17 protein-coding genes are annotated in these 22510 nt (G+C 27.3%); 1 reads left to right on the forward strand and 16 read right to left on the reverse strand.

All coding sequences use genetic code 11. The annotated features are described in order from the left end of the window. The 14 genes from Q4E08_RS08585 to Q4E08_RS08650 all read right to left on the reverse strand — a co-directional run. Window positions 1-1079: N-acetylmuramoyl-L-alanine amidase (locus Q4E08_RS08585; RefSeq protein WP_303130187.1), on the reverse strand; the 1079-nt coding region annotated here is incomplete at its 3' end. A gap of 262 nt (window positions 1080-1341) precedes the next feature. Continuing rightward, on the reverse strand, window positions 1342-1938 hold the full coding sequence (locus Q4E08_RS08590) for a tryptophan transporter (protein WP_303130189.1): 597 nt from the start codon (window positions 1936-1938) through the stop codon (window positions 1342-1344). 403 nt (window positions 1939-2341) lie between these two features. Next, the gene (locus Q4E08_RS08595) at window positions 2342-4216 is read right to left on the reverse strand and encodes a glycerophosphodiester phosphodiesterase (RefSeq protein WP_303130190.1); all 1875 of its coding nucleotides are present in this window, start codon (window positions 4214-4216) and stop codon (window positions 2342-2344) included. Window positions 4217-4337: 121 nt separating this feature from the next. Continuing rightward, window positions 4338-5228 (reverse strand): DMT family transporter, encoded by an 891-nt coding sequence (locus Q4E08_RS08600; RefSeq protein ID WP_303130191.1) that lies wholly within the window; start codon window positions 5226-5228, stop codon window positions 4338-4340. 333 nt (window positions 5229-5561) lie between these two features. Further along, window positions 5562-6953, reverse strand: a complete 1392-nt coding sequence (gene gltA, locus Q4E08_RS08605; RefSeq protein WP_303130193.1) for an NADPH-dependent glutamate synthase — start codon at window positions 6951-6953, stop codon at window positions 5562-5564. After that, complete coding sequence (locus Q4E08_RS08610; RefSeq protein ID WP_303130194.1) at window positions 6953-7843, reverse strand: sulfide/dihydroorotate dehydrogenase-like FAD/NAD-binding protein; 891 nt, start codon at window positions 7841-7843, stop codon at window positions 6953-6955. The genes gltA and Q4E08_RS08610 overlap by 1 nt, the downstream gene beginning before the upstream one ends. Window positions 7844-7990: 147 nt before the next feature. Continuing rightward, window positions 7991-9157, reverse strand: a complete 1167-nt coding sequence (locus tag Q4E08_RS08615; RefSeq protein ID WP_303130196.1) for an iron-containing alcohol dehydrogenase — start codon at window positions 9155-9157, stop codon at window positions 7991-7993. 247 nt (window positions 9158-9404) lie between these two features. After that, complete coding sequence (locus Q4E08_RS08620; RefSeq protein WP_303130198.1) at window positions 9405-11336, reverse strand: sigma-54-dependent Fis family transcriptional regulator; 1932 nt, start codon at window positions 11334-11336, stop codon at window positions 9405-9407. Window positions 11337-11501: 165 nt separating this feature from the next. Continuing rightward, window positions 11502-11972 (reverse strand): SsrA-binding protein SmpB, encoded by a 471-nt coding sequence (gene smpB / locus Q4E08_RS08625; RefSeq protein ID WP_303130200.1) that lies wholly within the window; start codon window positions 11970-11972, stop codon window positions 11502-11504. Window positions 11973-12142: 170 nt separating this feature from the next. Continuing rightward, the gene (rnr, locus tag Q4E08_RS08630) at window positions 12143-14395 is read right to left on the reverse strand and encodes a ribonuclease R (protein WP_303130203.1); all 2253 of its coding nucleotides are present in this window, start codon (window positions 14393-14395) and stop codon (window positions 12143-12145) included. 231 nt (window positions 14396-14626) lie between these two features. Beyond that, window positions 14627-16639, reverse strand: coding sequence for a sodium-translocating pyrophosphatase (locus Q4E08_RS08635; protein WP_303130205.1), 2013 nt, complete (start codon window positions 16637-16639; stop codon window positions 14627-14629). Between the two features lie 176 nt (window positions 16640-16815). Continuing rightward, complete coding sequence (gene secG, locus Q4E08_RS08640; protein ID WP_303130206.1) at window positions 16816-17046, reverse strand: preprotein translocase subunit SecG; 231 nt, start codon at window positions 17044-17046, stop codon at window positions 16816-16818. 117 nt (window positions 17047-17163) lie between these two features. Next, window positions 17164-18459, reverse strand: a complete 1296-nt coding sequence (gene eno, locus Q4E08_RS08645) for a phosphopyruvate hydratase (RefSeq protein WP_303130208.1) — start codon at window positions 18457-18459, stop codon at window positions 17164-17166. A 212-nt stretch (window positions 18460-18671) separates the two neighbouring features. Further along, window positions 18672-19268 (reverse strand): protein kinase, encoded by a 597-nt coding sequence (locus Q4E08_RS08650; RefSeq protein WP_303130210.1) that lies wholly within the window; start codon window positions 19266-19268, stop codon window positions 18672-18674. 451 nt (window positions 19269-19719) lie between these two features. On the opposite strand from Q4E08_RS08650, the gene Q4E08_RS08655 reads away from it, so the two are divergent. Beyond that, window positions 19720-20349, forward strand: a complete 630-nt coding sequence (locus Q4E08_RS08655; protein ID WP_303130211.1) for a hypothetical protein — start codon at window positions 19720-19722, stop codon at window positions 20347-20349. A 71-nt stretch (window positions 20350-20420) separates the two neighbouring features. On the opposite strand, the gene Q4E08_RS08660 is transcribed toward Q4E08_RS08655, so the two are convergent. Both Q4E08_RS08660 and gpmI read right to left on the reverse strand, forming a co-directional pair. Beyond that, the gene (locus tag Q4E08_RS08660; RefSeq protein WP_303130212.1) at window positions 20421-20828 is read right to left on the reverse strand and encodes a DUF2871 domain-containing protein; all 408 of its coding nucleotides are present in this window, start codon (window positions 20826-20828) and stop codon (window positions 20421-20423) included. A 192-nt stretch (window positions 20829-21020) separates the two neighbouring features. Further along, window positions 21021-22508, reverse strand: coding sequence for a 2,3-bisphosphoglycerate-independent phosphoglycerate mutase (gene gpmI, locus Q4E08_RS08665; protein ID WP_303130213.1), 1488 nt, complete (start codon window positions 22506-22508; stop codon window positions 21021-21023). Window positions 22509-22510 lie beyond the last annotated feature (2 nt).

Consider the following 22510-nt stretch of genomic DNA (forward strand, 5'->3'; position numbering starts at 1 on the left):
GTTGATGCTCCACTTCTTACATTTAATGCACTTGCTGTTACTGTTCCTGTTTTTATTGAGGTATCAGGCTTTTCAGTTGGTTTTTCTATAGGCTTGTCCTCTGGTTTAACTTCTGGAGTTGAATTATTTCCATTTAATTTTATATTATCTTTTAAATATTTTTCTACTCCATCTGCAACTGCCTTTGCTAGTTTTTCTTGATATTTTTCATCCCTTAACTTATTAGATTCTTCTTTATTTGAAATAAATCCAGCTTCAAAAAGTGATGATGGCATTTCACTTTCTCTTAAAACTGCAAAATTAGCATTTTTAACACCTCTATTAAATGCTCCAGTTTCCTTTATTCCATTATCTTGTATATCATCACTTAATGGTTTATGAGCTATTTTATCTTTATGATAATATGTTTCCATTCCATAAGCTGATTCTTTCTCAAATGAGTTTATATGATTTGATACAAATATATCTGCTCCATATTGATTTGCCATTTCTGCTCTTTCATCTAATGAAAGATATATATCAGAAGTTCTACTCATTTTAACTTCTATACCTTTCTCTTCTAATTTCTTTTGTATCTTTAATCCTATTTTTAAATTTAACTCATCTTCTTTTAGTCCAAAAGCAGAGCTTCCATCATCATGCCCACCATGTCCTGGATCTATAAATACTTTGTAATAACTTCTATCCACTTCTTTTGGAGAATTAGAAGAATAAAACAATTTACTATTAGAAACATAAATTTCTATTACATGAACTTTATTTCCAATCTTTTTACTTAAATAAACAGTTCCTTCTTTTTTAGGTGTAACAACCCCTGTGTTGCTAATTGATACTATGTCTGAATTTGACATTTTAGCATTTTTATATTTTGATAAATTTAAAGTTTCACCAAATTTTAATGAAACTCCATTTTCTACAACTACTTCTTCACTTCCATACCCTTCAGTTACTGATAAAAATTGCTCTTCTAAGTTTGATATACTATCTGCAGTTGTTGTATTTTCGAAAAATGGTGCAGATGATATAGCAAACATAATTAAAGCCGCTTTTATTATCATTTTTAATTTTTTACTTTTCAAAAAAACACCTCTCATTTATCTCAATTTTATTTGTTAACAATTTTAATAATTTAGCAACAATTTTATTATAATATAAACATTTTATTCATTCAACTTCTTCCAATTTTCTCCTAAAATTTTCACAAAATCATAAAAAAACTGATATTAAACTAAAAACTAATTATTATAGACTAAATATATTAAACAATTTAATCTATAACAATAAAATTTAATATAATATCAGTTTTAACTTTATAAATTATTTATTTTAATTGTTTTATATTTAATTTTCTTTTAAACTTATAGCTTTCATAGAACTTTTTATAATTCTAAATAAGAAAAATCCTACTACTAAATTTATTGCTATTGCTGGAATTACAACTACAACAAATAATGAAGTAAAGCCTGCTGGCAACCCAACTAAAATACTTGCTGATAATAAAAATGTTAATCCACTAACTAAAGTTCCAATTGGAAATATTATTAAACTTTCAATAACTTTTTTCTTATTATCTGAAATATTTTTTATTAATTTCATTTTATTTATTATCATAATAAGGATAAACATTAAATTAACTGTAACTAACTTATCTATCATATTAGGGAGTTGTCCACCAGGAAACTTAGTTGTCATTGCTGTAAATATTCCTGTAATTATTCCTGATATTAAGCATGTTTTATAATTATTTTTATTTATCATCATAATTATAAATAACATAATAAGAGCAAAATCTGGTTGCATAGGTAATCCAAGTGCTGGCGTAACTTGATGAAGTATAGCACCTATTCCTAGTAATAATGCATTAATTATCATTTTTTTTGTTTTTTCAATATTTCTCATATATATTTCTCCTTTTCTACTTAATTTTTTATTTTTCATCCATTCTCCTAGTTCTTCATCATTTCATAACACTTAAATCACCTCCTTTAATTTTTATTAATAAAAAAACGCCCCATGAACTAAATCATAGGACGAATAAACTTTCCGCGTTGCCACCTAAATTGTGATTAATTATGTATTAATCACCACTCTAAAATTCAAGTACTATCATACTCTATCTGCTATAAGGTGCAGCCCACCATAAATGCTACTCTCTAAAAATAGATTTCGTTTTATTCCTAAAAGGTCCATTCAATAAATTTCTTCTTGCTAGTATCTCACCATCACTAACTCTCTTTAATAAAGCTTAACTTACCTACTCTTCCTTCTAAAACGGATTATCAATATTAAATTTTCTTTTACTATATAATATCATTTTTTTAAGTTTTTGCAACCAATTTAATTAAATTTTTGTATAATTTATTATACTTATAATAGATTCATAATAAAAGGTTACATAATCATAATGCTTTTCTTCTCTCATTTCTTTTTCTGTATCTTTAATGAGTTTTACATTATCAGTAATTATATTATCTACACCTAACCTTAACATCTTTTCTGCACTTTCTTTATCATTTATAGTAAATGCATGAACCTCTTTCCCTATTGCATGAAGAGCATAAACGGTCTTTGAATTTATTAAAGATTGTTCCATACTAAAAAAATCTACATTTAAGTTTTCAAAATCTCCAAACGCTGCAAGAACAATGTATCCAACTTTTATTTTAGGATTAATTTTTTTCATCTCTTGAAGAGAATTAAAGTTATTTGAAGATATTATAACATCATTATCCATATGATTTTCTTCTATTATTTTATTAACATTTTCAACTAACTTATCATCTTTTCCTTTTGGCTTAAGTTCAATATTAAGCTTTATTTTCCCTTTTGACTTTTTTAAAACTTCATCTAATGTTGGTACTTTTTCTCCTTTATATTTAGATGAAAAAAATGACCCATTATCTAACTCTTTTATTTGAGCTAAAGTTAAATCTTTTGGAGCTTTGTGTACTCCTGAAGTTCTTTTAAATGTATTATCATGAAGTAATATAGTTTTTCCATCTTTTGTAGTTTGTACATCAATCTCCGCAAAATTAGCTCCTTGCTTTATGGCTTCATTTATTGCTGATAAAGTATTTTCTGGTGCATCTTTACTTGCTCCTCTATGTGCAGTTATTTGAGCTTTATCATTAATTACTCTATTAAATACTGTTCCATAAGCAATTGTTCCACTATAAATAGTAAAGCAAATTATAAGTACAAATACGAACCAAGTTGATCCTATTTTTGAAAAATTATATAAGGAATTTTTTTTGTAATCCTCAAATGTTTTAAATACTCTCTCTTCTACATTATCTTTTTGAATATTATAGTAAAGTTCAACTAAAAAACTTACAAAAAGAGGAGTTATTAGAATAGTTATTATTACAAAAATAATAAAAAATAAAATTAATAAAAATCCAAGAACCATTTTGCTAGCATAAGATTCTGGTCCTAATATATATTCTCCAATTGAAATTCCACCAAATAAAAATATTGAAACTATTATTATTGAAACCAGTATTAAAACTATTTCAAATAAAAGAATAGATTTTAATATTAACCATTTATTTTTCTTATATAATTTATTACTTCTTTTTATTGCATCTTTTCCTTTTACCTTTTCAATAACAACTATTGGAATTGAAAGTATCCACCTTAATAATAAAAATATTAAAGTTAACCCTATTAAGACTAATAACCCCTTTCCTAATAAAGTTTTTTTAAGTTCTATAGTTATAAATGGAGGTATTGAATAATCTCTAATAAGTGAACTACAAAGTCCAACTCCTGTTAAAGGCCCTATAACACCTGTAATTAATATAAGTGGAATTATACCTACATCAATTATATTTTTTAATATACCAAATACATTAAATATACTATCTATAACCTTAACCTTATTTCCTCTATGAGATTCTACCCCAATATATGTAAGTGCACCTATCTCAATAAAAATCATACCAAAAGCCATAATAAGTAATAAAAATATACATATTAATCCCTTAATACTTAACCCAAATGTTATAAAATCCTTGTTAGTCAAAGAGAAAAATCCTTCTATTTTCATAAAATACTTAAGTATAAAATAAATAATTGGTGCAAATATAAAAGCAGTTAAAATTCGATAACACATTTCAAAATATGTACATGCCCAAAAATTTATTTTAAAATTTTTATATGTATTATTTATTAAGCTTAATACATTTATTTTTTCTTTAGTATTTTTAGACTTCATAGCTAAAAGCCTCCCTATTTAAATATTTCCCCTTAAATGTACTTAAAACATTCTATATATTTAATATATACTAAAAGCTACTAGATACTAAACTTATCTAGTAGCTTTTTAAAATTTTTATTTAATCTGAAATTCGTGATAACCATATTGCAGCTGCTATTATAAATAAACCGCCAAGTAACTGGAATGCAGTTAATGTTTCACCATATACTAAGTAAGCAAAAAAACTACCTAATACCGGCTCTAACGCAACAAGTACTGATGCTACTCCTGTTTCTATATAATCAGTTGCTTTTACATATGCTATATTAGCTATAAATGTGCTTAATACACCTATTGATAATATGTTAGCTATAACAAATGCAGGTGATGCATTATTTGTTACGGCTGTTCCTATTGCATCAAAGTTTGTAAAGAATGCTAATGCTATTGTACTAAATATAAATCCATATATAAGCATACTATCCTTTGAATATGTACCGACAAAAAATCTAGGTATTACAAGTTGTAGGGCAAATAATATTCCAGTTGAAAGTCCTATTAAAAGACCTACTATGTCAAGATTTTCAAGTCCAACACCAAATATGTTTGAAATTAATATACAACCAGTTATTGCAAGTAATATTATTATTGCTTTTCTTGCAGTTATTTTTTCTTTAAAAAATATTGCATTAAATATAGTTACCCATATTGGATTAGTAAACATAAGTACTGTTGCAACAGCAATTGGTACTCTTTCCACTGCAATATTAAACGTAGTGAATGATAATCCAAAGGTAACTATTCCATAAATACCACTAATTATAATTCCTTTTAAATCAATACTAAATGCTTTTCTGTTAAAAATTAATAAAAATATTGAAAATCCTATTGATGCTATTAAGCATCTGAAAAATGAAATACTCATTGAATCTATTCCTGAATTTGCAAGTGTTCTACTTGTAACACCCATCATACCCCAAAAAAGAGTTGCAATCAACACAAGAGAGATTCCTTTTTTCTTATTATTCATTTCAAGCCTTCCTTTCTGTCCAATTTAGTAAAATATTATGTAAATTCAATGTGTTTAATGTTTACATTGAACAAATAACATTGTACTATATATTTTAAAAAATTTCTTATTTTAAACTTATTGTTTACATTTTAGACATATAAAAATCTATTAATTAAATTAAATTAATAAATTTATTGTAAAATTAAATTTATTTCTAAATAATTTTTTACTAAATTATAAACTAAAATAATTTTAATTAATACAAATTTTATTTATATCATTTAATTTATATTCTAATAAACAAAAAATCCTTAATTGTATTTAATAATACAATTAAGGATTTATACTTACTTATTTACTTAAATATTCATCTATTGCATTTGCAGCATCTTTACCTGCACCCATTGCAAGAATTACTGTTGCTGCACCTGTTACTGCATCTCCTCCAGCATAAACTCCCTCTCTTGAAGTTTTACCTGTGTGTTCCTCTGCAACAATACATTTTCTTTTATTTATATCAAGTCCTTTTGTTGTTGATGAAATTAATGGATTAGGTGATGTTCCAAGAGACATTATTACAGTATCAACATCCATAACAAATTCTGATCCCTTAACTTCCACAGGTCTTCTTCTACCTGATTCATCAGCTTCTCCAAGTTCCATCTTTACACATTTCATTCCACTAACCCATCCATTTTCATCTGTTAATATTTCAGTTGGATTAGTTAAAACATCAAATATTATTCCTTCTTCTTTTGCATGATGAACTTCTTCTATTCTTGCTGGAAGTTCTGCTTCACTTCTTCTGTATACAATGTGTGTCTCAGCGCCAAGTCTAAGTGCTGTTCTTGCAGCATCCATAGCAACATTACCACCGCCTACAACAGCTACTTTTTTACCTACTCTTACTGGAGTTTCATATTCATCTTTAAATGCTTTCATTAAATTTACTCTTGTTAAAAATTCATTTGCTGAAAATACTCCATTTGCATTTTCGCCCTTAATTCCCATAAATCTTGGAAGTCCAGCTCCTGAGCCTATAAATACGGCATCAAAATCTTCTTCATTTAAAAGCTCATCAATAGTTATAGTTCTTCCTATAATAACATTTGTTTCAATTTTAACACCTAATTTTTTTATATTCTCAATTTCACTCTTTACTACTTTTTCTTTTGGCAGTCTAAATTCTGGAATACCATATACTAAAACTCCACCAGGTTCATGAAGTGCTTCAAATATAGTTACATCATAACCTTTTTTTGCTAAATCTCCAGCACATGTAAGTCCAGCTGGACCACTTCCTATAACTGCTACCTTTTTACCTTTTGACTCTTCTTTTTCTGAAAGGTCTATATTATGTTCTCTAGCCCAATCAGCTACAAATCTCTCAAGTTTACCTATTGAAACAGCATCTCCCTTTACACCTAGAACACATTTACCTTCACATTGTGTTTCTTGTGGGCATACTCTACCACAAACTGCTGGAAGTGCACTATATTTAGAAATTATTTTTGCTGCTTCTTCAAAATTTCCTTCTGAAACTTCTTTAACAAAACCTGGTATATCTATTGATACAGGACAACCTTTTCTACACATTGGATTTTTACATTGAAGGCATCTTTTAGCATCTTTAATAGCCTCTTCTTCATTATATCCTAAGCAAACTTCTTCAAAATTAGTTGCACGAATCTTTGGATCTTGTTCTCTTACTGGTATTCTAATCATTCTTTCTTTCATATCCATTAGTCCTCACCTCCACAATGACCACATCCACCATGGTGTGTATCTCCTTCTATTTCCTTTAATATCGCTCTTCCTTCTTCTGTTTTATACATAGCTTGTCTTCTCATTGCTTCATCGAAATTAACTAAATGTCCATCAAATTCTGGACCATCAACACATGCAAACTTAACCTCATCTCCAACAGTTACTCTACATGCACCACACATTCCAGTTCCATCAACCATAATAGGATTTAAGCTTACTATTGTAGGAATATTTAACTCTTTAGTTAACATACATGTAAATTTCATCATTATCATTGGACCTATAACTATAGCTTCATCATACTTTTTACCTAAGTCCTTAACTAAATGATTTAACATATCAGTAACTCTTCCATTAAATCCATATGACCCATCATCAGTAGCTATATATAAATTATTAGCTACCTTTTTCATTTCATCTTCTAATATTAATATGTCTTTACTTCTAGCACCTATAATAACATCAACATCTATACCATGTTCTTTCATCCACTTAACTTGAGGATATACTGGAGCTGCTCCTACTCCACCTGCAATAAATATAATATTTTTTTTCTTTAAATCTTCTATATTTTCTGACACGAAGTCACTAGGCCTTCCAAGAGGTCCCACAAAATCACTTATGTAATCATTGACTTCTAAGTTTTCTAAATCTTTAGTTCCTTTACCAACTACTTGGAATACTATACTAACAGTTCCTTTTTCCTTATCGAAGTCTGCTATTGTTAGAGGAATTCTTTCCCCGTGTTCATCTATTTTTATAATTATAAATTGTCCTGGTTTTGCTGATTTTGCAATTCTCTTAGCTTCTATATCCATTAAATATATATTGTCTGTAAGTTTTCTTTTTGAAACTATTTTATACATAAATTTTATACACCTCTTTATTCACATTAATAGAAGGATTATTTTCAAAAAGAAAAGTCTTAAAATACAAGACTAACACTAGAAATTTCAAGAAAAATCTTATGCTTAGCTAGTATTCTAAGGCTTTTCTCACCATGAAACTAAATACTAAAAATTAACTTCTTCTCCATAGAAAGCAGCTTTATAAAGTCTAGCCATTTGATCATTGTCTATCTTTCTTGGATTTGTAGCTGTACATGCATCTAAAACTGCATTTTCTGCCATATATGTTAAATATGATATGAATTCAGCTTCATCTACTCCATAATCTTTAAATGTTTTTGGAATATTTAGCTCTTCATTTAATTTTCTTATTAATTTAACTAATGATTTTGTTAATTCTTTATTGTTCTTTCCTTCAAGTTCAAGCATTTTTGCTATTTTTGCATATCTTTCTTCACATTCTACTGAGTTAAATTCTATAACTGATGGAAGTAATATAGCATTAGCACATCCATGTGGTACATGGAATACTCCTCCTATTTTATGAGCCATTGAGTGAACAATTCCAAGTGAAACATTACTAAATGCCATTCCTGCTAAACATTGAGCATCATGCATTTCACTTCTTGCTTCCATATCTCCATCATATGATTTCTTTATATTATCTCTAACCATTTCAATAGCTTTAAGAGCTAATGGATCTGTAAAGTTATCTGCAATTGTTGATACATATGCTTCAATTGCATGAGTCATTGCATCCATACCTGTATGTGCAACTAATTTAGCTGGCATTGTTTCTGCAAGTTCTGGGTCTACTATAGCAATATCAGGTGTTATATTAAAATCAGCTAATGGATATTTAATTTTAGCTTTATAGTCAGTAATTACTGAAAATGCAGTAACTTCTGTTGCTGTACCACTTGTTGAAGCTATAGCTATAAATTTAGCTTTTTTTCTTAACTCTGGTAATCCAAATGGAACTATAGCTTGTTCAAAAGTAAAATCTGGGTATTCATAGAATATCCACATAGCTTTAGCAGCATCTATTGGTGAACCTCCACCAAGGCCTATAATCCAATCTGGTTCAAAGCTTCTCATAGCTTCTGCACCTTTCATAACTGTTTCAACTGATGGATCTGATTCAACACCATCAAAAACTTGAACTTCAAGACCTGCTTCTTTTAAATTGTCTTCTATTCTTTGTAAGAAGCCAAATCTTCTCATTGATCCTCCACCCATTACTATCATGGCTTTCTTACCTTTTATTTCTTTTAATACATCTATTGAACCTTTTCCATGATAAATGTCTCTTGGTAATGTAAATCTTGCCATATAAAAAACTCCCCTCAATTCATAATATTCAAAATTCTAATTTTTATTATCAACACTTAAATATATTAGCAACTTCCATGCCAATATTCCTATTTTAAAATAAATTCTCAAAAAACCTTGTAAGTATGTCATTTTTTTAACAAATTAAACTCAAATAAAAAAGTATATTTTTGTAATATATTATTACATGTATACTTTTGTACTGTATTTTTTTAGGACATTGTAATATTAATTAACATATTTTATTTTAATATATTCTATACTTGTTTATCTTATAATACAAAGTATTTCTGCTTATCCCTAAAGACTTTGCTGTTTTACTCATATTATAATCATTAAATTTTATTGCTCTTTCAATTAAAGTTTTTTCTATATCTTTTATATTAAATCCATTTCCTATTTTTATATATATTCCTTTATCATCATTTTCATTATCATAATTAATATCTTTTTCTTTTTTACATTTTCTTTTGCTTGTATCTACAGAAATTGCATTGCTCAATATATCTCCTGTAAATTCGTAGGACATATCACCATCTAAGTTAACTATATTTTCTATACAATTTTCAAGTTCCCTTATATTTCCTGGCCATGAATAATTTATTAACTTATTATATAAACTTTCGCTTATTTTAGGAACTTCTTTATTAAGTTTAAAAGCTTTCACTCTTAAGAAATGCTTTATTAATTTCTCTACATCTCCACTTCTTTCTCTAAGAGGCGGCAAATGTATTGGAATAACACTTAATCTATAAAATAAATCTTCTCTAAAGTTACCTTTGTTAACCTCTGACTTTAAATCCTTATTTGTAGCTGCAATTATTCTAACATCAATTGGAATTTCCTTATCACTTCCAACTCTACAAATTCTACCTTCTTGTATTACCCTAAGCAGATGTACTTGCATTTCAAGTGGCATTTCTCCAATCTCATCTAAAAATATTGTTCCTCCATTTGCAAGTTCAAATTTTCCTATTTTCCCACCTTTTTTAGCTCCTGTAAAAGCTCCTTCTTCATATCCAAAAAGTTCACTTTCTATTAAATTTTTTGGTATTGCACCGCAGTTTATAGCAACAAATTTATTTTCTCGTCTATAACTATAATTATGTATTGCTTGTGCCAAAATTTCCTTTCCTGTACCACTTTCCCCTTGAATTAATATTGTAGAAGGACTGTTGGCTACTATCTTACAGTTTGTTATTACATTTGATATAGCATCGCTCTCCCCTAATATATCATCAAAAGTTTTATAAGCACCTAAATCTTTATTAATTATTCTTTCACCTTCATTAGTAATTATAATAACTGCACCAACAATTTTATTATTTAATCTTATAGCTTTTATTTTTAAAGCTATTTTTTTATTAAATAATTTCATTTCTTTTATATATGCATTGTAGTTTTTGCTTTTAAAACTCATATATATATTATTCCATCCTGGAATAATGCTCTCAATTCTCTTTCCTATCAAATCTCCTTGTACAATATCTAATAATTCTATAGCTAAATTATTTACATTATTAATATTCCCATCAGAATCAACAGTAATTATTCCTTTTCCAACATTGTTTATTACACTTCCTACATAATTATAGGTTTCTTTTAAAACATCACTAATATGACTTCTTTCCAATTCATTTTCTATTGCTTTAACACCAAATAACACTAACCCTAATGTATGTGGATGCTTATTAGTCCAATCAGATGTTAAGTTAAGTGTTCCTATTATATTTCCATCTATTCCATGTATAGGTGCTGCAGAACATGTTAAACTTTTAAATATATCTATATAATGTTCATCTGCAGTTACTTGAACAGGTCTATCCTCCTCAAGAGCTATTGCCATTGCATTTGTTCCTATATTCTTTTCATCCATATACATTCCATTTTTTATATTAACTTTTTCATATTCTTTTATTACTTTATCTTGTCCACTCACATGTAATATACATCCTTCTTTATCTGTAAGTACTATTATAAAATTTTCATCTCTTAGTACATCTTTAAATATATCCATATAAATTTTTGATGTCTTTATAAGTTCACAGTTTTCTTTAAGAAGCTTTTCTAATATATCATTTCTAATGCTTTTATTTGATGTTTTTATATCCTCTTTTATTCCATACTTTTTACTTCTTTCATGTGAGTTAATAATTAAATTTCTATTATTAAATTCCATATAAGCTCCCCCTAATGATATGCTTATTCAATATTTTCCACATTTACTATTATAATACTAAATCTAGCGTTGTATAAACATATTTATACAATATTTACATTAATTTATCTTGTAAATCAATAAAACAAAAAGAGTACTCTAGAATTACTAAAATACTCTTTAAAATTAATATCTATTCTTGTTTTTAAGTTCTCTTTGCATTTCTCTATTATGAGCTTTTTCAAGTAAAGAATCTCTTTTATCATAATTCTTTTTACCCTTACAAACTCCAAGAGCAACTTTTACTCTTCCATTTTTTAAATACAATGATAAAGGTACAAGAGTTAATCCTTCTCTTGATACAAGACCTGCTAATCTACCAATTTCTGATTTATGAAGAAGTAATTTTCTATCTCTTAATGGATCTTCATTAAATATATTACCTTGTTCATAAGGACTTATATGCATTCCTCTTATAAAAATTTCCCCATTTCTAACTTCCGCATAACAATCTTTAAGATTAGCTCTACCATTTCTTATTGATTTTACTTCTGTTCCTACTAAAACTAATCCAGCTTCAATAGTTTCTTGTATAAAATAATCATGTCTCGCTTTTCTATTTTCTACTAAAGAATTTGAATTTTTCTTTCTTGCCATCTTGTTCACCTACTTCTAAATACAAAGTTATACATTAATAAAATTATATTATATATTTTATTTATTATCAATTCTGCAATTTAATAGTTTACTTATATATATTTTTTTAACATAATATAAAAACATCTTAAAATAAGGGGCATATAGCCCCTTATTTTAATTTAAATATTCTATTCTTCTTCTAATTCCTTTTCAATAAGCAATTCTTCAATTTCACCATTAGCTAAAGCCTCTTTTACTTTTCCTTTAACATATGGTATTTTTTCTTGAAGCTCTTTTAAAGTATTTTCGTCTTCATCATTTTCATTATCTTCTAATAAATCAAAATAAATTTCTCTACTTTCTATATCAACTCTGCTACATTTAACTTTTACTTCATCACCAAGTCTATAAATTTTCTTTGTTCTTTCTCCAATTAATGCTAGATGATTTTCATCATATACATAATAATCATCTTCTAATGAATTTATATGAACTAAACCTTCGATTGTGCTTGGAAGTTCTACAAACATACCAAATGAAGTAACTGAAGATACAATTCCGTCAAATTCTTCTCCAATTCTTTCTTCCATGTATTCTGCTTTCTTTAAATCATCAACTTCTCTTTCTGCTTCTTGTGCAACTCTTTCTGTTTCTGATGATTGTTTTGATGCATAATCAACTATTCCTATAAGCTTCTTAGCTCTTCCACCATCAATTTTACCATTTAATTGTTCTTTTATTATTCTGTGTATTTGAAGATCTGGATATCTTCTAATTGGTGATGTAAAATGACAATAATATCTTGCAGCTAATCCAAAATGACCAAGGCTTTCTGGAGAGTATCTAGCTTTCATCATTGATCTTAAAAGTAATGTACTAACTACTGTTTCTTCTTTTTTACCCTTAACTTTTTCAAGTACTTCTTGAAGACATCTTGGATGTATATCTTGACTCATCTTCATTGTATATCCAAGATTATAAATAAATTCTCTAAATTTCATAAGTTTTTCTTCATCTGGATTTTCGTGAACTCTATATACAAACGGTAAATTAGTCCAATACATATATTCTGCTATAGTTTCATTACAAGCAAGCATAAATTCTTCTATTATTCTATTTGCAATTTCTCTTGGATACGGTTTAATTTCTATTGGTTTTCCAAGTTCATTTAAAGTTATTTTTGCTTCTTCAAAATCAAAATCTATAGCTCCTCTTCTCATTCTTTTTTTGTTTAATATATTAGCTAACTCTTCCATAGCTAAAAAATCATCATAAAGATAATCATATTTTTTTATTAATTCTTCATCTTTATCCTTTAAAATTTTAGTTACATCAGTATATGTCATTCTCTCATTTGTTCTTATTATACCTTCATGTATCTCATGATCAACTACCTTACCATTTTTATCTATAATCATTATGCAACTAAGAGTTAATCTATCTACCTTTGGATTAAGAGAACATAACCCATTTGAAAGTTTTTTAGGTAACATTGGAATTACTCTATCTATAAGATATACTGATGTTCCTCTCTTTAAAGCTTCTTTATCTAAAGGATTGTTTTCTTTAACATAGTGAGTAACATCGGCTATATGAACTCCAAGTTTAAATTTGCCATCTGGTAATCTTTCTATTGATACAGCATCATCTAAATCTTTAGCATCTTCTCCATCAATAGTTACCATTTTTACATCTCTAAAATCAGTTCTTCTTTCATATTCTTTTTTATCTATTTCTTCTGGTATTGAATCTGCAAATGTTAATACTTTAGTTGGAAAATCTTCTGGTAATCCAAACTTTTTAATTATTGTAAGTATATCAAGGCCTTTATCACCTTTTTTTCCTAATACTTCTTTAACTACCCCTTCAGGGCTTCTTCTTTTTTCAGGCCACTTAATAACTTCTACCAATACTACATCACCATCAGTAGCATTATTTTTATCTTTTTTAGAAATAAATATATCTTGATGTAATCTTGTATCTTCAGGAACTACAAATCCAAAGTTTCTACTGCTTTCATAAACTCCAATAATTGTTTTATTAGCTCTTTCTATTACATCAACAACTTCCCCTTCTCTTTTCTTACCATTTCTATCATCTCTAGTTATTTTAACTAAAACTCTATCACCATTCATGGCACTATTCATAGATGATGCAGAGATAAATACATCCTTTTCCCCTTCTACTTCAGATATTAAAAAACCAAAACCTCTTGGATGTCCTTGAAGTCTTCCTGTTATTAAACCTGACCTCTCCGGAGTTGAGTATTTTTCTTTTTGGTTTCTAACTATTAACCCTTCTCTTTCCATTGTCTTAAGTACTTTTTTAAAAGCTTTATATTCATTAGACTTTATATCAAAAACTGCTGTTAATTCACTAAGGTCCATTGGTTTATATGCATCTTCTTGCATAAATTGTAATAATGTATCTTTTATTCCCATCGTGTTCCTCCATTTTATATTTATATTATTCTTAGTATATATTCTCCATTCCAACAATATATTATTCTACCTATATAGTACCATATTATATACTATAATTCCTTAATTAGAAAATTATATTAAAAGCTTTTTTAAATATTAATTTTCATTATAAAATTAGAGCTAAATAATATAAAGTTTAAATATTACTTAGCTCTTTTATTTTAAATACTAATTATAAGTTTATAAAATCTAAAATAATATTCCTCCAAATTCAACTATAAGTGGAGCAAATACAACTGCAACTATTGTCATAAGTTTAATTAATATATTCATACTTGGTCCTGAAGTATCTTTAAAAGGATCTCCTACAGTATCTCCAACTACTCCAGCCTTATGAGAGTCGCTTCCTTTTCCTCCACAAGCTCCTCCTTCAATATATTTTTTAGCATTATCCCATGCTCCACCTGCATTTGACATTAATATAGCCATCATAACTCCAGTTATAACTCCTCCTGCAATCAATCCAGCAAGGGCCTCTTTACCTAATAATAATCCAACAACTATTGGAGATAAAACAGCTATTATTCCTGGTATTATCATTTCTCTAAGAGCTGCTCTTGTTGATATTTCAACACAAGTTGAATAATCAGGCTTTTCTATTCCTTTTAATAGACCTGGCTTTTCCTTAAATTGTCTCCTTACTTCTTCAACCATTTCACCAGCCGCTTTACCAACTGATTGCATTGTTAAAGCTCCAAATAAAAAAGGAAGCATCCCCCCAATTAAAACACCAACTAAGGTTAATGGATTTAATAAATTTATTGTTTCTAAATTAACAGCTTGGGTATATGATGCAAAAAGAGCTAATGCTGTAAGAGCAGCTGAACCTATTGCAAATCCCTTTCCAATGGCAGCTGTTGTATTACCAACTGAATCTAATTTATCTGTAATTTCTCTAACACTTTCATCTAATTCACTCATTTCAGCTATTCCACCTGCATTATCAGCAATCGGTCCATAAGCATCAACTGCAACAGTTATAGCCGTTGTTGAAAGCATTCCTACAGCAGAAATAGCTATAGAGTATAACCCTAATATTGAATTTTCTGAACCTCCTGTAAAGAAATAAGATATTAATATTCCAATAACAATTAAAAGTATTGGTATAACTGTTGATTTCATCCCAACTGCTAATCCTGCTATTATATTAGTTGCAGCTCCTGTTTCACTTTCTTTAGCTATAAACTTAACTGATTTATAATCTGAAGATGTATAAACTTCTGTAATTTTTCCAATTAAAAGTCCAACACATACTCCAACTAAAACAGGTATAAATAACTTTAAGCTAGAAAACAAATATAAAGAAGTTATTAAACTTAATATAAGTGCTATAAATCCTGATAAAAAACTACCTAAATTAAGAGCTTTTTGCGGCTCATTTCCTTTATAAGATTTTACTATATACATTCCTATAAGTGATGATAAAATTCCAACTCCAGCAAGTACTAATGGATATAATATAGCTTCCTTTCCTACCGAAACAGAAAGTACAGAACCTAAAGTTATTGCAGATATTATAGAACCTACATAAGATTCAAAAAGATCTGCTCCCATTCCACACACATCACCAACATTATCACCAACATTATCAGCTATTACAGCTGGATTTCTTGGGTCATCCTCTGGTATTCCTGCCTCAACTTTACCAACCAAATCTGCACCAACATCTGCGGCTTTTGTATATATTCCTCCACCAACTCTTGCAAAAAGAGCTATTGATGAAGCTCCAAGACCAAAACCAGTTATATATTCTGCATTTAAATCAAATATATATGCAAATACTGTTAACCCCAAAATCCCAAGTCCAACAACAGAAAGCCCCATAACAGCACCACCTGAAAATGCTATTCCTAACGCCTCCTTCATTCCATGTGTTGCTGCACTTGCTGTTCTTACATTTGCTTTAACAGCTGTCCTCATACCAATATATCCAGCTATCATAGAAAATATTGCTCCAACTAAAAATGATATAGCTGTTTTATAATTTAAAAAAATAAAAATGAGTATAAAAATGCATACAACAAATATTGAAAGATACTTATACTCTTTTTTTATAAATGCCATAGCACCTTCTTCGATATGTGATGCAATTTCCCTCATCTTTTCATTTCCATCATCTTTTTTTATAATCCTACTTTTCATAATGAATAATACTATTAATGATATAATTCCACAGAGCAATGGTAATATTAAAATATTCATATTTACACCTCACTTAAGTATGTTTTAGCATAAATTATACTAATATATACCTATGAGTTTTGTATGATTATTAGAATTTAATACTTATATTTTTTAAAATTTTTATATAATAAAAAAATCTGATACAAACTTAAGTTTGTATCAGATTAAAGTTTAACTTGTGATTCCCACACATGTTATATCATATTTAAAACCATTGTGTTTATAGCAAATAGTAACATACTTACTATTGTTACTCTCTCTAACATAACTTCTTTTGTTCTTGATTTATTTCTTGAGAAGAAAGTATCGTTGTTACTTCCTTGAATAAGTCCGCTTAATGCATCAGACTTACTTGGTTGCATAAGTACTGATACAACAACAATAATTCCAAGTATAACCTCAAGTACTAATAAAGCTGTTTGCATGGGAACACCTCCTAATATCTAAACGCTAATTTTATACTATTTAACTTAATAAGTATATCATAAAGAAAAATTTATTTCTATACTCATCTTGAAAATTTATACAAAAATACGTTTATACTATTTTTTTATATTAAAGAAAGCATCCATTCCTCTATATTGAGCTACATCATCAAGTTCTTCTGCTATTCTTAATAATTGGTTATACTTAGCAACTCTTTCTGATCTTCCTGGTGCACCAGTCTTAATTTGACCTGCATTTACAGCTACAACTAAATCTGAAATTGTTGTATCTTCTGTTTCTCCTGATCTATGTGAAATTACTGCTGTATATCCAGCTCTATTTGCCATTTCAATAGCATCTAATGTTTCTGTTAATGTACCAATTTGGTTAAGTTTTATAAGTATTGAGTTTGCAATTCCCTTTTCAATACCCATTTTTAATCTTTCAGTATTTGTTACGAATAAATCATCACCAACTAATTGTATCTTATTTCCTAATCTTTCAGTCATGATTTTCCAACCTTCGTAATCTTCTTCTGCCATACCATCTTCTATTGATATAATTGGATATTTATTTACTAAGTTTTCATAGAATCCAACCATTTCTTCTGGTGTTAATGTTTTTCCTTCATGTTTTAATACATATTTACCATCTTCAAAGAATTCTGATGAAGCTGGGTCTAAAGCAATAAATATATCTTTTCCTGGTTTAAATCCAGCTTTTTCGATTGCTTCAATTATAACTTCAATTGCTTCTTCATTTGATTTTAAGTTTGGTGCAAATCCACCTTCGTCACCCACACCTGTTGAATATCCTTTTTCATTTAATAACTTTTTAAGAGCATGATATACTTCTGAACACATTCTTAATGCTTCTCTAAAATCACATGCTCCAGCTGGCATAATCATAAATTCTTGAAGGTCTACTGAGTTATCAGCATGTTCTCCACCATTTATAATATTCATCATTGGTACTGGTAAAACTTTTGCATTTACTCCACCAACATATTGATATAAAGGTAATCCTAAATATTCAGCTGCTGCTCTTGCTACTGCAAGTGATACTCCAAGTATAGCATTAGCTCCAAGTTTTCCTTTATTTTTAGTTCCATCTAACTCTATTAAAGTTTTATCTATAAATGTTTGATCTAATGCATTAAGACCAATAAGTTCATCTGCAATTGTGTCATTTACATTTTTAACTGCATTTAAAACACCTTTACCATTAAATCTTTCTTTATCTCCATCTCTAAGTTCTACAGCTTCAAATATACCTGTTGATGCACCTGATGGCACTGCTGCCCTTCCTATTGTTCCATCTTCTAAATATACTTCAACTTCAACTGTTGGAAATGATCTTGAGTCTAAAATTTCTCTTGCTACTATATCTACTATTTCTACATATTGTTTCATATGTAATCTCCTCCTTTAAATCTATTACCCTAAATATTATTTACAAGTTTGATATCTTTTATTTATATATATATTATAACTCTTTTATTGATAATGTCAATCAACTGATATTTTATTTCATTTTTATTAACATTATATCTATTTTTATAATACAATATTAGTTTATTTTTTATTTATAAAGTATAAAAAGCCCTAATAGGACTTTTTATACTTTATAAATATTCTATATTTTCCTTCTTAAAATATTTATCAAGTTGAATTTTCCAATACTTTGCTGATTTAGAGTCTATCTCATTAATATTATCTAAAAAAGTATTTAATACTCCAAGTTTATTAAGTTTTTTCATTAAATGTCTTGGAAAATCTACTTTCCTACTGTAACATCCTTTTGGATCTATCATCATAAGTTTAAAATCTTTTGTTACATATACATCTCTACATCTTGTATCTAATTTAGTAAATTTAAGCTTTTTAAATTCTTTTAATAGTTTATATATTTCTTTTGTTAATTCTTTACTTAAACCATTTCTCTTTATGTACTTATCTAAACGTATACCGTTTACTTTTTCTCTTATAATATACAATGAACCTGATGAATAAATTTTAGGAAAGTATTTTGATTTTTTACATTTAATTAATGTATTAGCCTCTGCTTTACATATTTTTTCCTTTTGGAATATTTTTATTATCTTATTTTCTGGTAGTTCAAATACTATTCCGTTATTTCCTTGCCCTAAATAGGTAGACTTTTTAAATAATTCTTCTGTTTTCTTATCAAAACAAACTGAATAATCATAATTTTTTCTCATTTTAGTATCCTAATTATATTATTTCTTACTATCATAATATTAAAGTTATTTTTTATTGTGATAATTTATAAAATTATTTAAATATATACATTTATTTATCTTTTACTTAAATTAAATAATAATATTATTATAATTATTATTTAAAAATTTAATATTAAAAAAATAACTATATAAAAATTAATTTATCATTTTTATAATTATTTTTTATGTTTTAAAGCATATAAAAATATTAATTTAGAAATATATAAAAATCCTAAATATTATATATTAGAAAGTAGATATACAAAATAAGAAAACTAGAAAAGATAAAGTTTAAATTTGAAATAATTTATTTTAAAAATATATAAAATACTTATATATATTTACTATTATTTTTATAATATTAAAATTTAAGATATTTAATTTATGTTATCATAAACATATATAGCTAATTTAAAGGAGACTTGATATTATGTCAAAAAATAAAAGCAAAGTTATTTTAATACCTATTATAATATTAATTGTAATAATACTTGGAGCTTTTTCTTTATATCAATTTTCATTTAAACCAAAGGTTCCAGTTACACCTATAACTTCAGAGATAAAAGTTGACCCATTAGAATTAGCACTAAAGCTTATTCCAAATGACTTAAATTTTTCTTTAAAAGAAATTGTAACAAAATCAAATATAGAACTTTCTGATGATGATTTAACTAATTTAGCCATACTTGCTATACAAAATGATCCTAACATAAATGATAAAATAGAAGGATTAAAAGTTTTAATTGATGGAAAATATTTAAATCTTTATATACAATTTAAATATTTAAACATACCTTTAGAAGCAAAACTTACTTTTTCTTGTTTTTCTAAAAATGGTAATGGAATACTTCATTATGAAGGTGGTAAACTTGGATTTATAAATATTAATAAAAACATTATATTTAATAATTTAACAAGTAATAATGCAATAGATGTTGATAAAGATAATTCTGATATAATACTTAAATTAAAAGATAATTACAATATAACTTTAAATTTTTTTGAGATAGTAAATGATACTTTAAAACTTGGAGTTCAAACTAAATTTAAATTATTTTAAATGAAATTTAGTTTAAAAATAAAAAAAACAACGATAAATTTAAAATCGTTGTTTTTTATTTATTTAATATATTATTTTTCTTTTACTACTTCTTTTTTTAGAAGAATAAACATCATTATAATTCCAATAGAAAATAATATGTGAGAAAGACCAGCTATTCCTGAAATCATAGCCCCTCCATTTAATAATAAAACTTGATCTATTCCTCTCCAAATAAACATTATAACCATGAAAGCTAGTCCAATATTGTATGTTAGAAAGAACTTATTAAAAAATCTATTTTCAGTTATTTTAAATTGTTTTTCAAATAATACAAGCAACAAAAATACCAAACTTCCCATTACAAATAAATGTACATGCATAACTGATAATGTAGTTTTTCCTACATAATCAAACATTCTTGTAAATTCACGATAAAAAACCCCAGATGCTAAAGCTAATATTGCATAAATAAATGATGTATTTATTAACTTCTTCATAACTCCTCCTAAATATTAATTATTATTTAATATATTTTATTTTACTATATTTTTATATTAAATAATATATTAAAAATTTATTTTTAATATTTAAAACTAAAATATAATATAAAATATATTTATATAAAAATAGAACCCACAATAAATATTGTGAGTTCCATAATTTTATTTATAATTATTTATTACTAAACATTATTTTATTAATGAATGTCCAGTCATTTCTTCTGGTTTATCTATACCCATTTCTTTAAGCATAGTTGGTGCTATATCTGATAATTTACCATCTTCTAAAGATTTTCCTTTTGAATGATTTGAAACCCAAACAAATGGAACTGGATCAGTTGTATGAGCTGTAAATGGATTTCCTGTTGAGAAATCTATCATTGTTTCTGCATTTCCGTGGTCTGCAGTTATAAATAATGATCCGTCTTTTTCTAATATCTTATCTGCAACTTTACCTAAACATTCATCTACAGTTTCAATAGCTTTAACAGCAGCTGGAATTACTCCTGTGTGTCCTACCATATCAGGATTAGCATAGTTTAATATAATCATATCATATTTATCACTATCTATTCTCTTAATTAACTCTTCTGTTACTTCATATGCACTCATTTCTGGTTTTAAATCATATGTAGCAACCTTTGGTGAAGCTATTAATGCTCTATCTTCATTTTCATTTGGCTTTTCTACTCCACCATTAAAGAAGAATGTTACGTGAGCATATTTTTCTGTTTCTGCTATTCTTAATTGATTTAATCCTTTATTTGCAACAAACTCTCCTAAAGTATTAGTTAATGTTTGAGCTTTAAATGCTACATTAACTCCTTCAAAAGTTTTATCATATTGAGTCATTGTAACAAAAGTTAATTGTAACTTTTCAGCATTAAATCCATCAAAATCTTTTTGAGTTAAAGCTCTTGTAAGTTCTCTAGCTCTATCAGGTCTAAAGTTAAAGAATATTACTGAATCTCCACTTTTAACTGTTGTAGTTGGGTGTCCATCTTCTAATATTACTGTTGGTAATACAAATTCATCAGTTTTATTATCATGGTATGATTTTTCTATAGCTTCTACTGCACTGTTTGCAGTTTCACCAGTACCTTTAACTATTGCATTATATGCAAGTTCAACTCTTTCCCATCTATTATCTCTATCCATTGCGTAGTATCTACCACTAATTGTAGCTATTTGACCTACTCCAACTTCCTTCATCATAGCTTCAGTTTTTTCTATAAATTCTTTACCTGATGAAGGTGCAACATCTCTACCATCCATAAATGCATGAACATAAACTTTTTGAAGTCCTTCTTTTTTAGCAAACTCTAAAAGTCCTTTTAAGTGATCTATATGTGAATGAACTCCACCATTTGATAATAATCCCATTAAGTGTAATGCTGAATTATTTTCTTTAGCATTTTTCATAGCCTTTAATAATTCTTCATTTTTAAAGAATTCACCATCAGCTATTGCCTTAGTTATTCTTGTAAGCTCTTGGTATACTATTCTACCTGCACCTATATTTAAATGCCCAACTTCTGAGTTACCCATTTGTCCTTCTGGAAGACCTACAGCCATTCCTGAAGCTTGTAGCATTGAATGTGGGTATTCCTTCACTAATCTATCAAAATTTGGTTTTTTAGCTAATGAAACAGCATTACCTTCTGAAGCTTCTGCTATTC

This window comes from Clostridium sp., from assembly GCF_030532265.1.
GTDB lineage: Bacteria > Bacillota > Clostridia > Clostridiales > Clostridiaceae > Clostridium.

Bases quoted from the DNA above. Each gene is read 5' to 3' on its own strand.
- Q4E08_RS08590 (WP_303130189.1), bottom strand. From the start codon at position 1,938: ATGAAAAATAAAAAATTAAGTAGAAAAGGAGAAATATATATGAGAAAT.
- Q4E08_RS08595 (WP_303130190.1), bottom strand. From the start codon at position 4,216: ATGAAGTCTAAAAATACTAAAGAAAAAATAAATGTATTAAGCTTAATA.
- Q4E08_RS08600 (WP_303130191.1), bottom strand. From the start codon at position 5,228: ATGAATAATAAGAAAAAAGGAATCTCTCTTGTGTTGATTGCAACTCTT.
- gltA (WP_303130193.1), bottom strand. From the start codon at position 6,953: ATGGATATGAAAGAAAGAATGATTAGAATACCAGTAAGAGAACAAGAT.
- Q4E08_RS08610 (WP_303130194.1), bottom strand. From the start codon at position 7,843: ATGTATAAAATAGTTTCAAAAAGAAAACTTACAGACAATATATATTTA.
- Q4E08_RS08615 (WP_303130196.1), bottom strand. From the start codon at position 9,157: ATGGCAAGATTTACATTACCAAGAGACATTTATCATGGAAAAGGTTCA.
- Q4E08_RS08620 (WP_303130198.1), bottom strand. From the start codon at position 11,336: ATGGAATTTAATAATAGAAATTTAATTATTAACTCACATGAAAGAAGT.
- smpB (WP_303130200.1), bottom strand. From the start codon at position 11,972: ATGGCAAGAAAGAAAAATTCAAATTCTTTAGTAGAAAATAGAAAAGCG.
- rnr (WP_303130203.1), bottom strand. From the start codon at position 14,395: ATGGGAATAAAAGATACATTATTACAATTTATGCAAGAAGATGCATAT.
- Q4E08_RS08635 (WP_303130205.1), bottom strand. From the start codon at position 16,639: ATGAATATTTTAATATTACCATTGCTCTGTGGAATTATATCATTAATA.
- secG (WP_303130206.1), bottom strand. From the start codon at position 17,046: ATGCAAACAGCTTTATTAGTACTTGAGGTTATACTTGGAATTATTGTT.
- eno (WP_303130208.1), bottom strand. From the start codon at position 18,459: ATGAAACAATATGTAGAAATAGTAGATATAGTAGCAAGAGAAATTTTA.
- Q4E08_RS08650 (WP_303130210.1), bottom strand. From the start codon at position 19,268: ATGAGAAAAAATTATGATTATTCAGTTTGTTTTGATAAGAAAACAGAA.
- Q4E08_RS08655 (WP_303130211.1), top strand. From the start codon at position 19,720: ATGTCAAAAAATAAAAGCAAAGTTATTTTAATACCTATTATAATATTA.
- Q4E08_RS08660 (WP_303130212.1), bottom strand. From the start codon at position 20,828: ATGAAGAAGTTAATAAATACATCATTTATTTATGCAATATTAGCTTTA.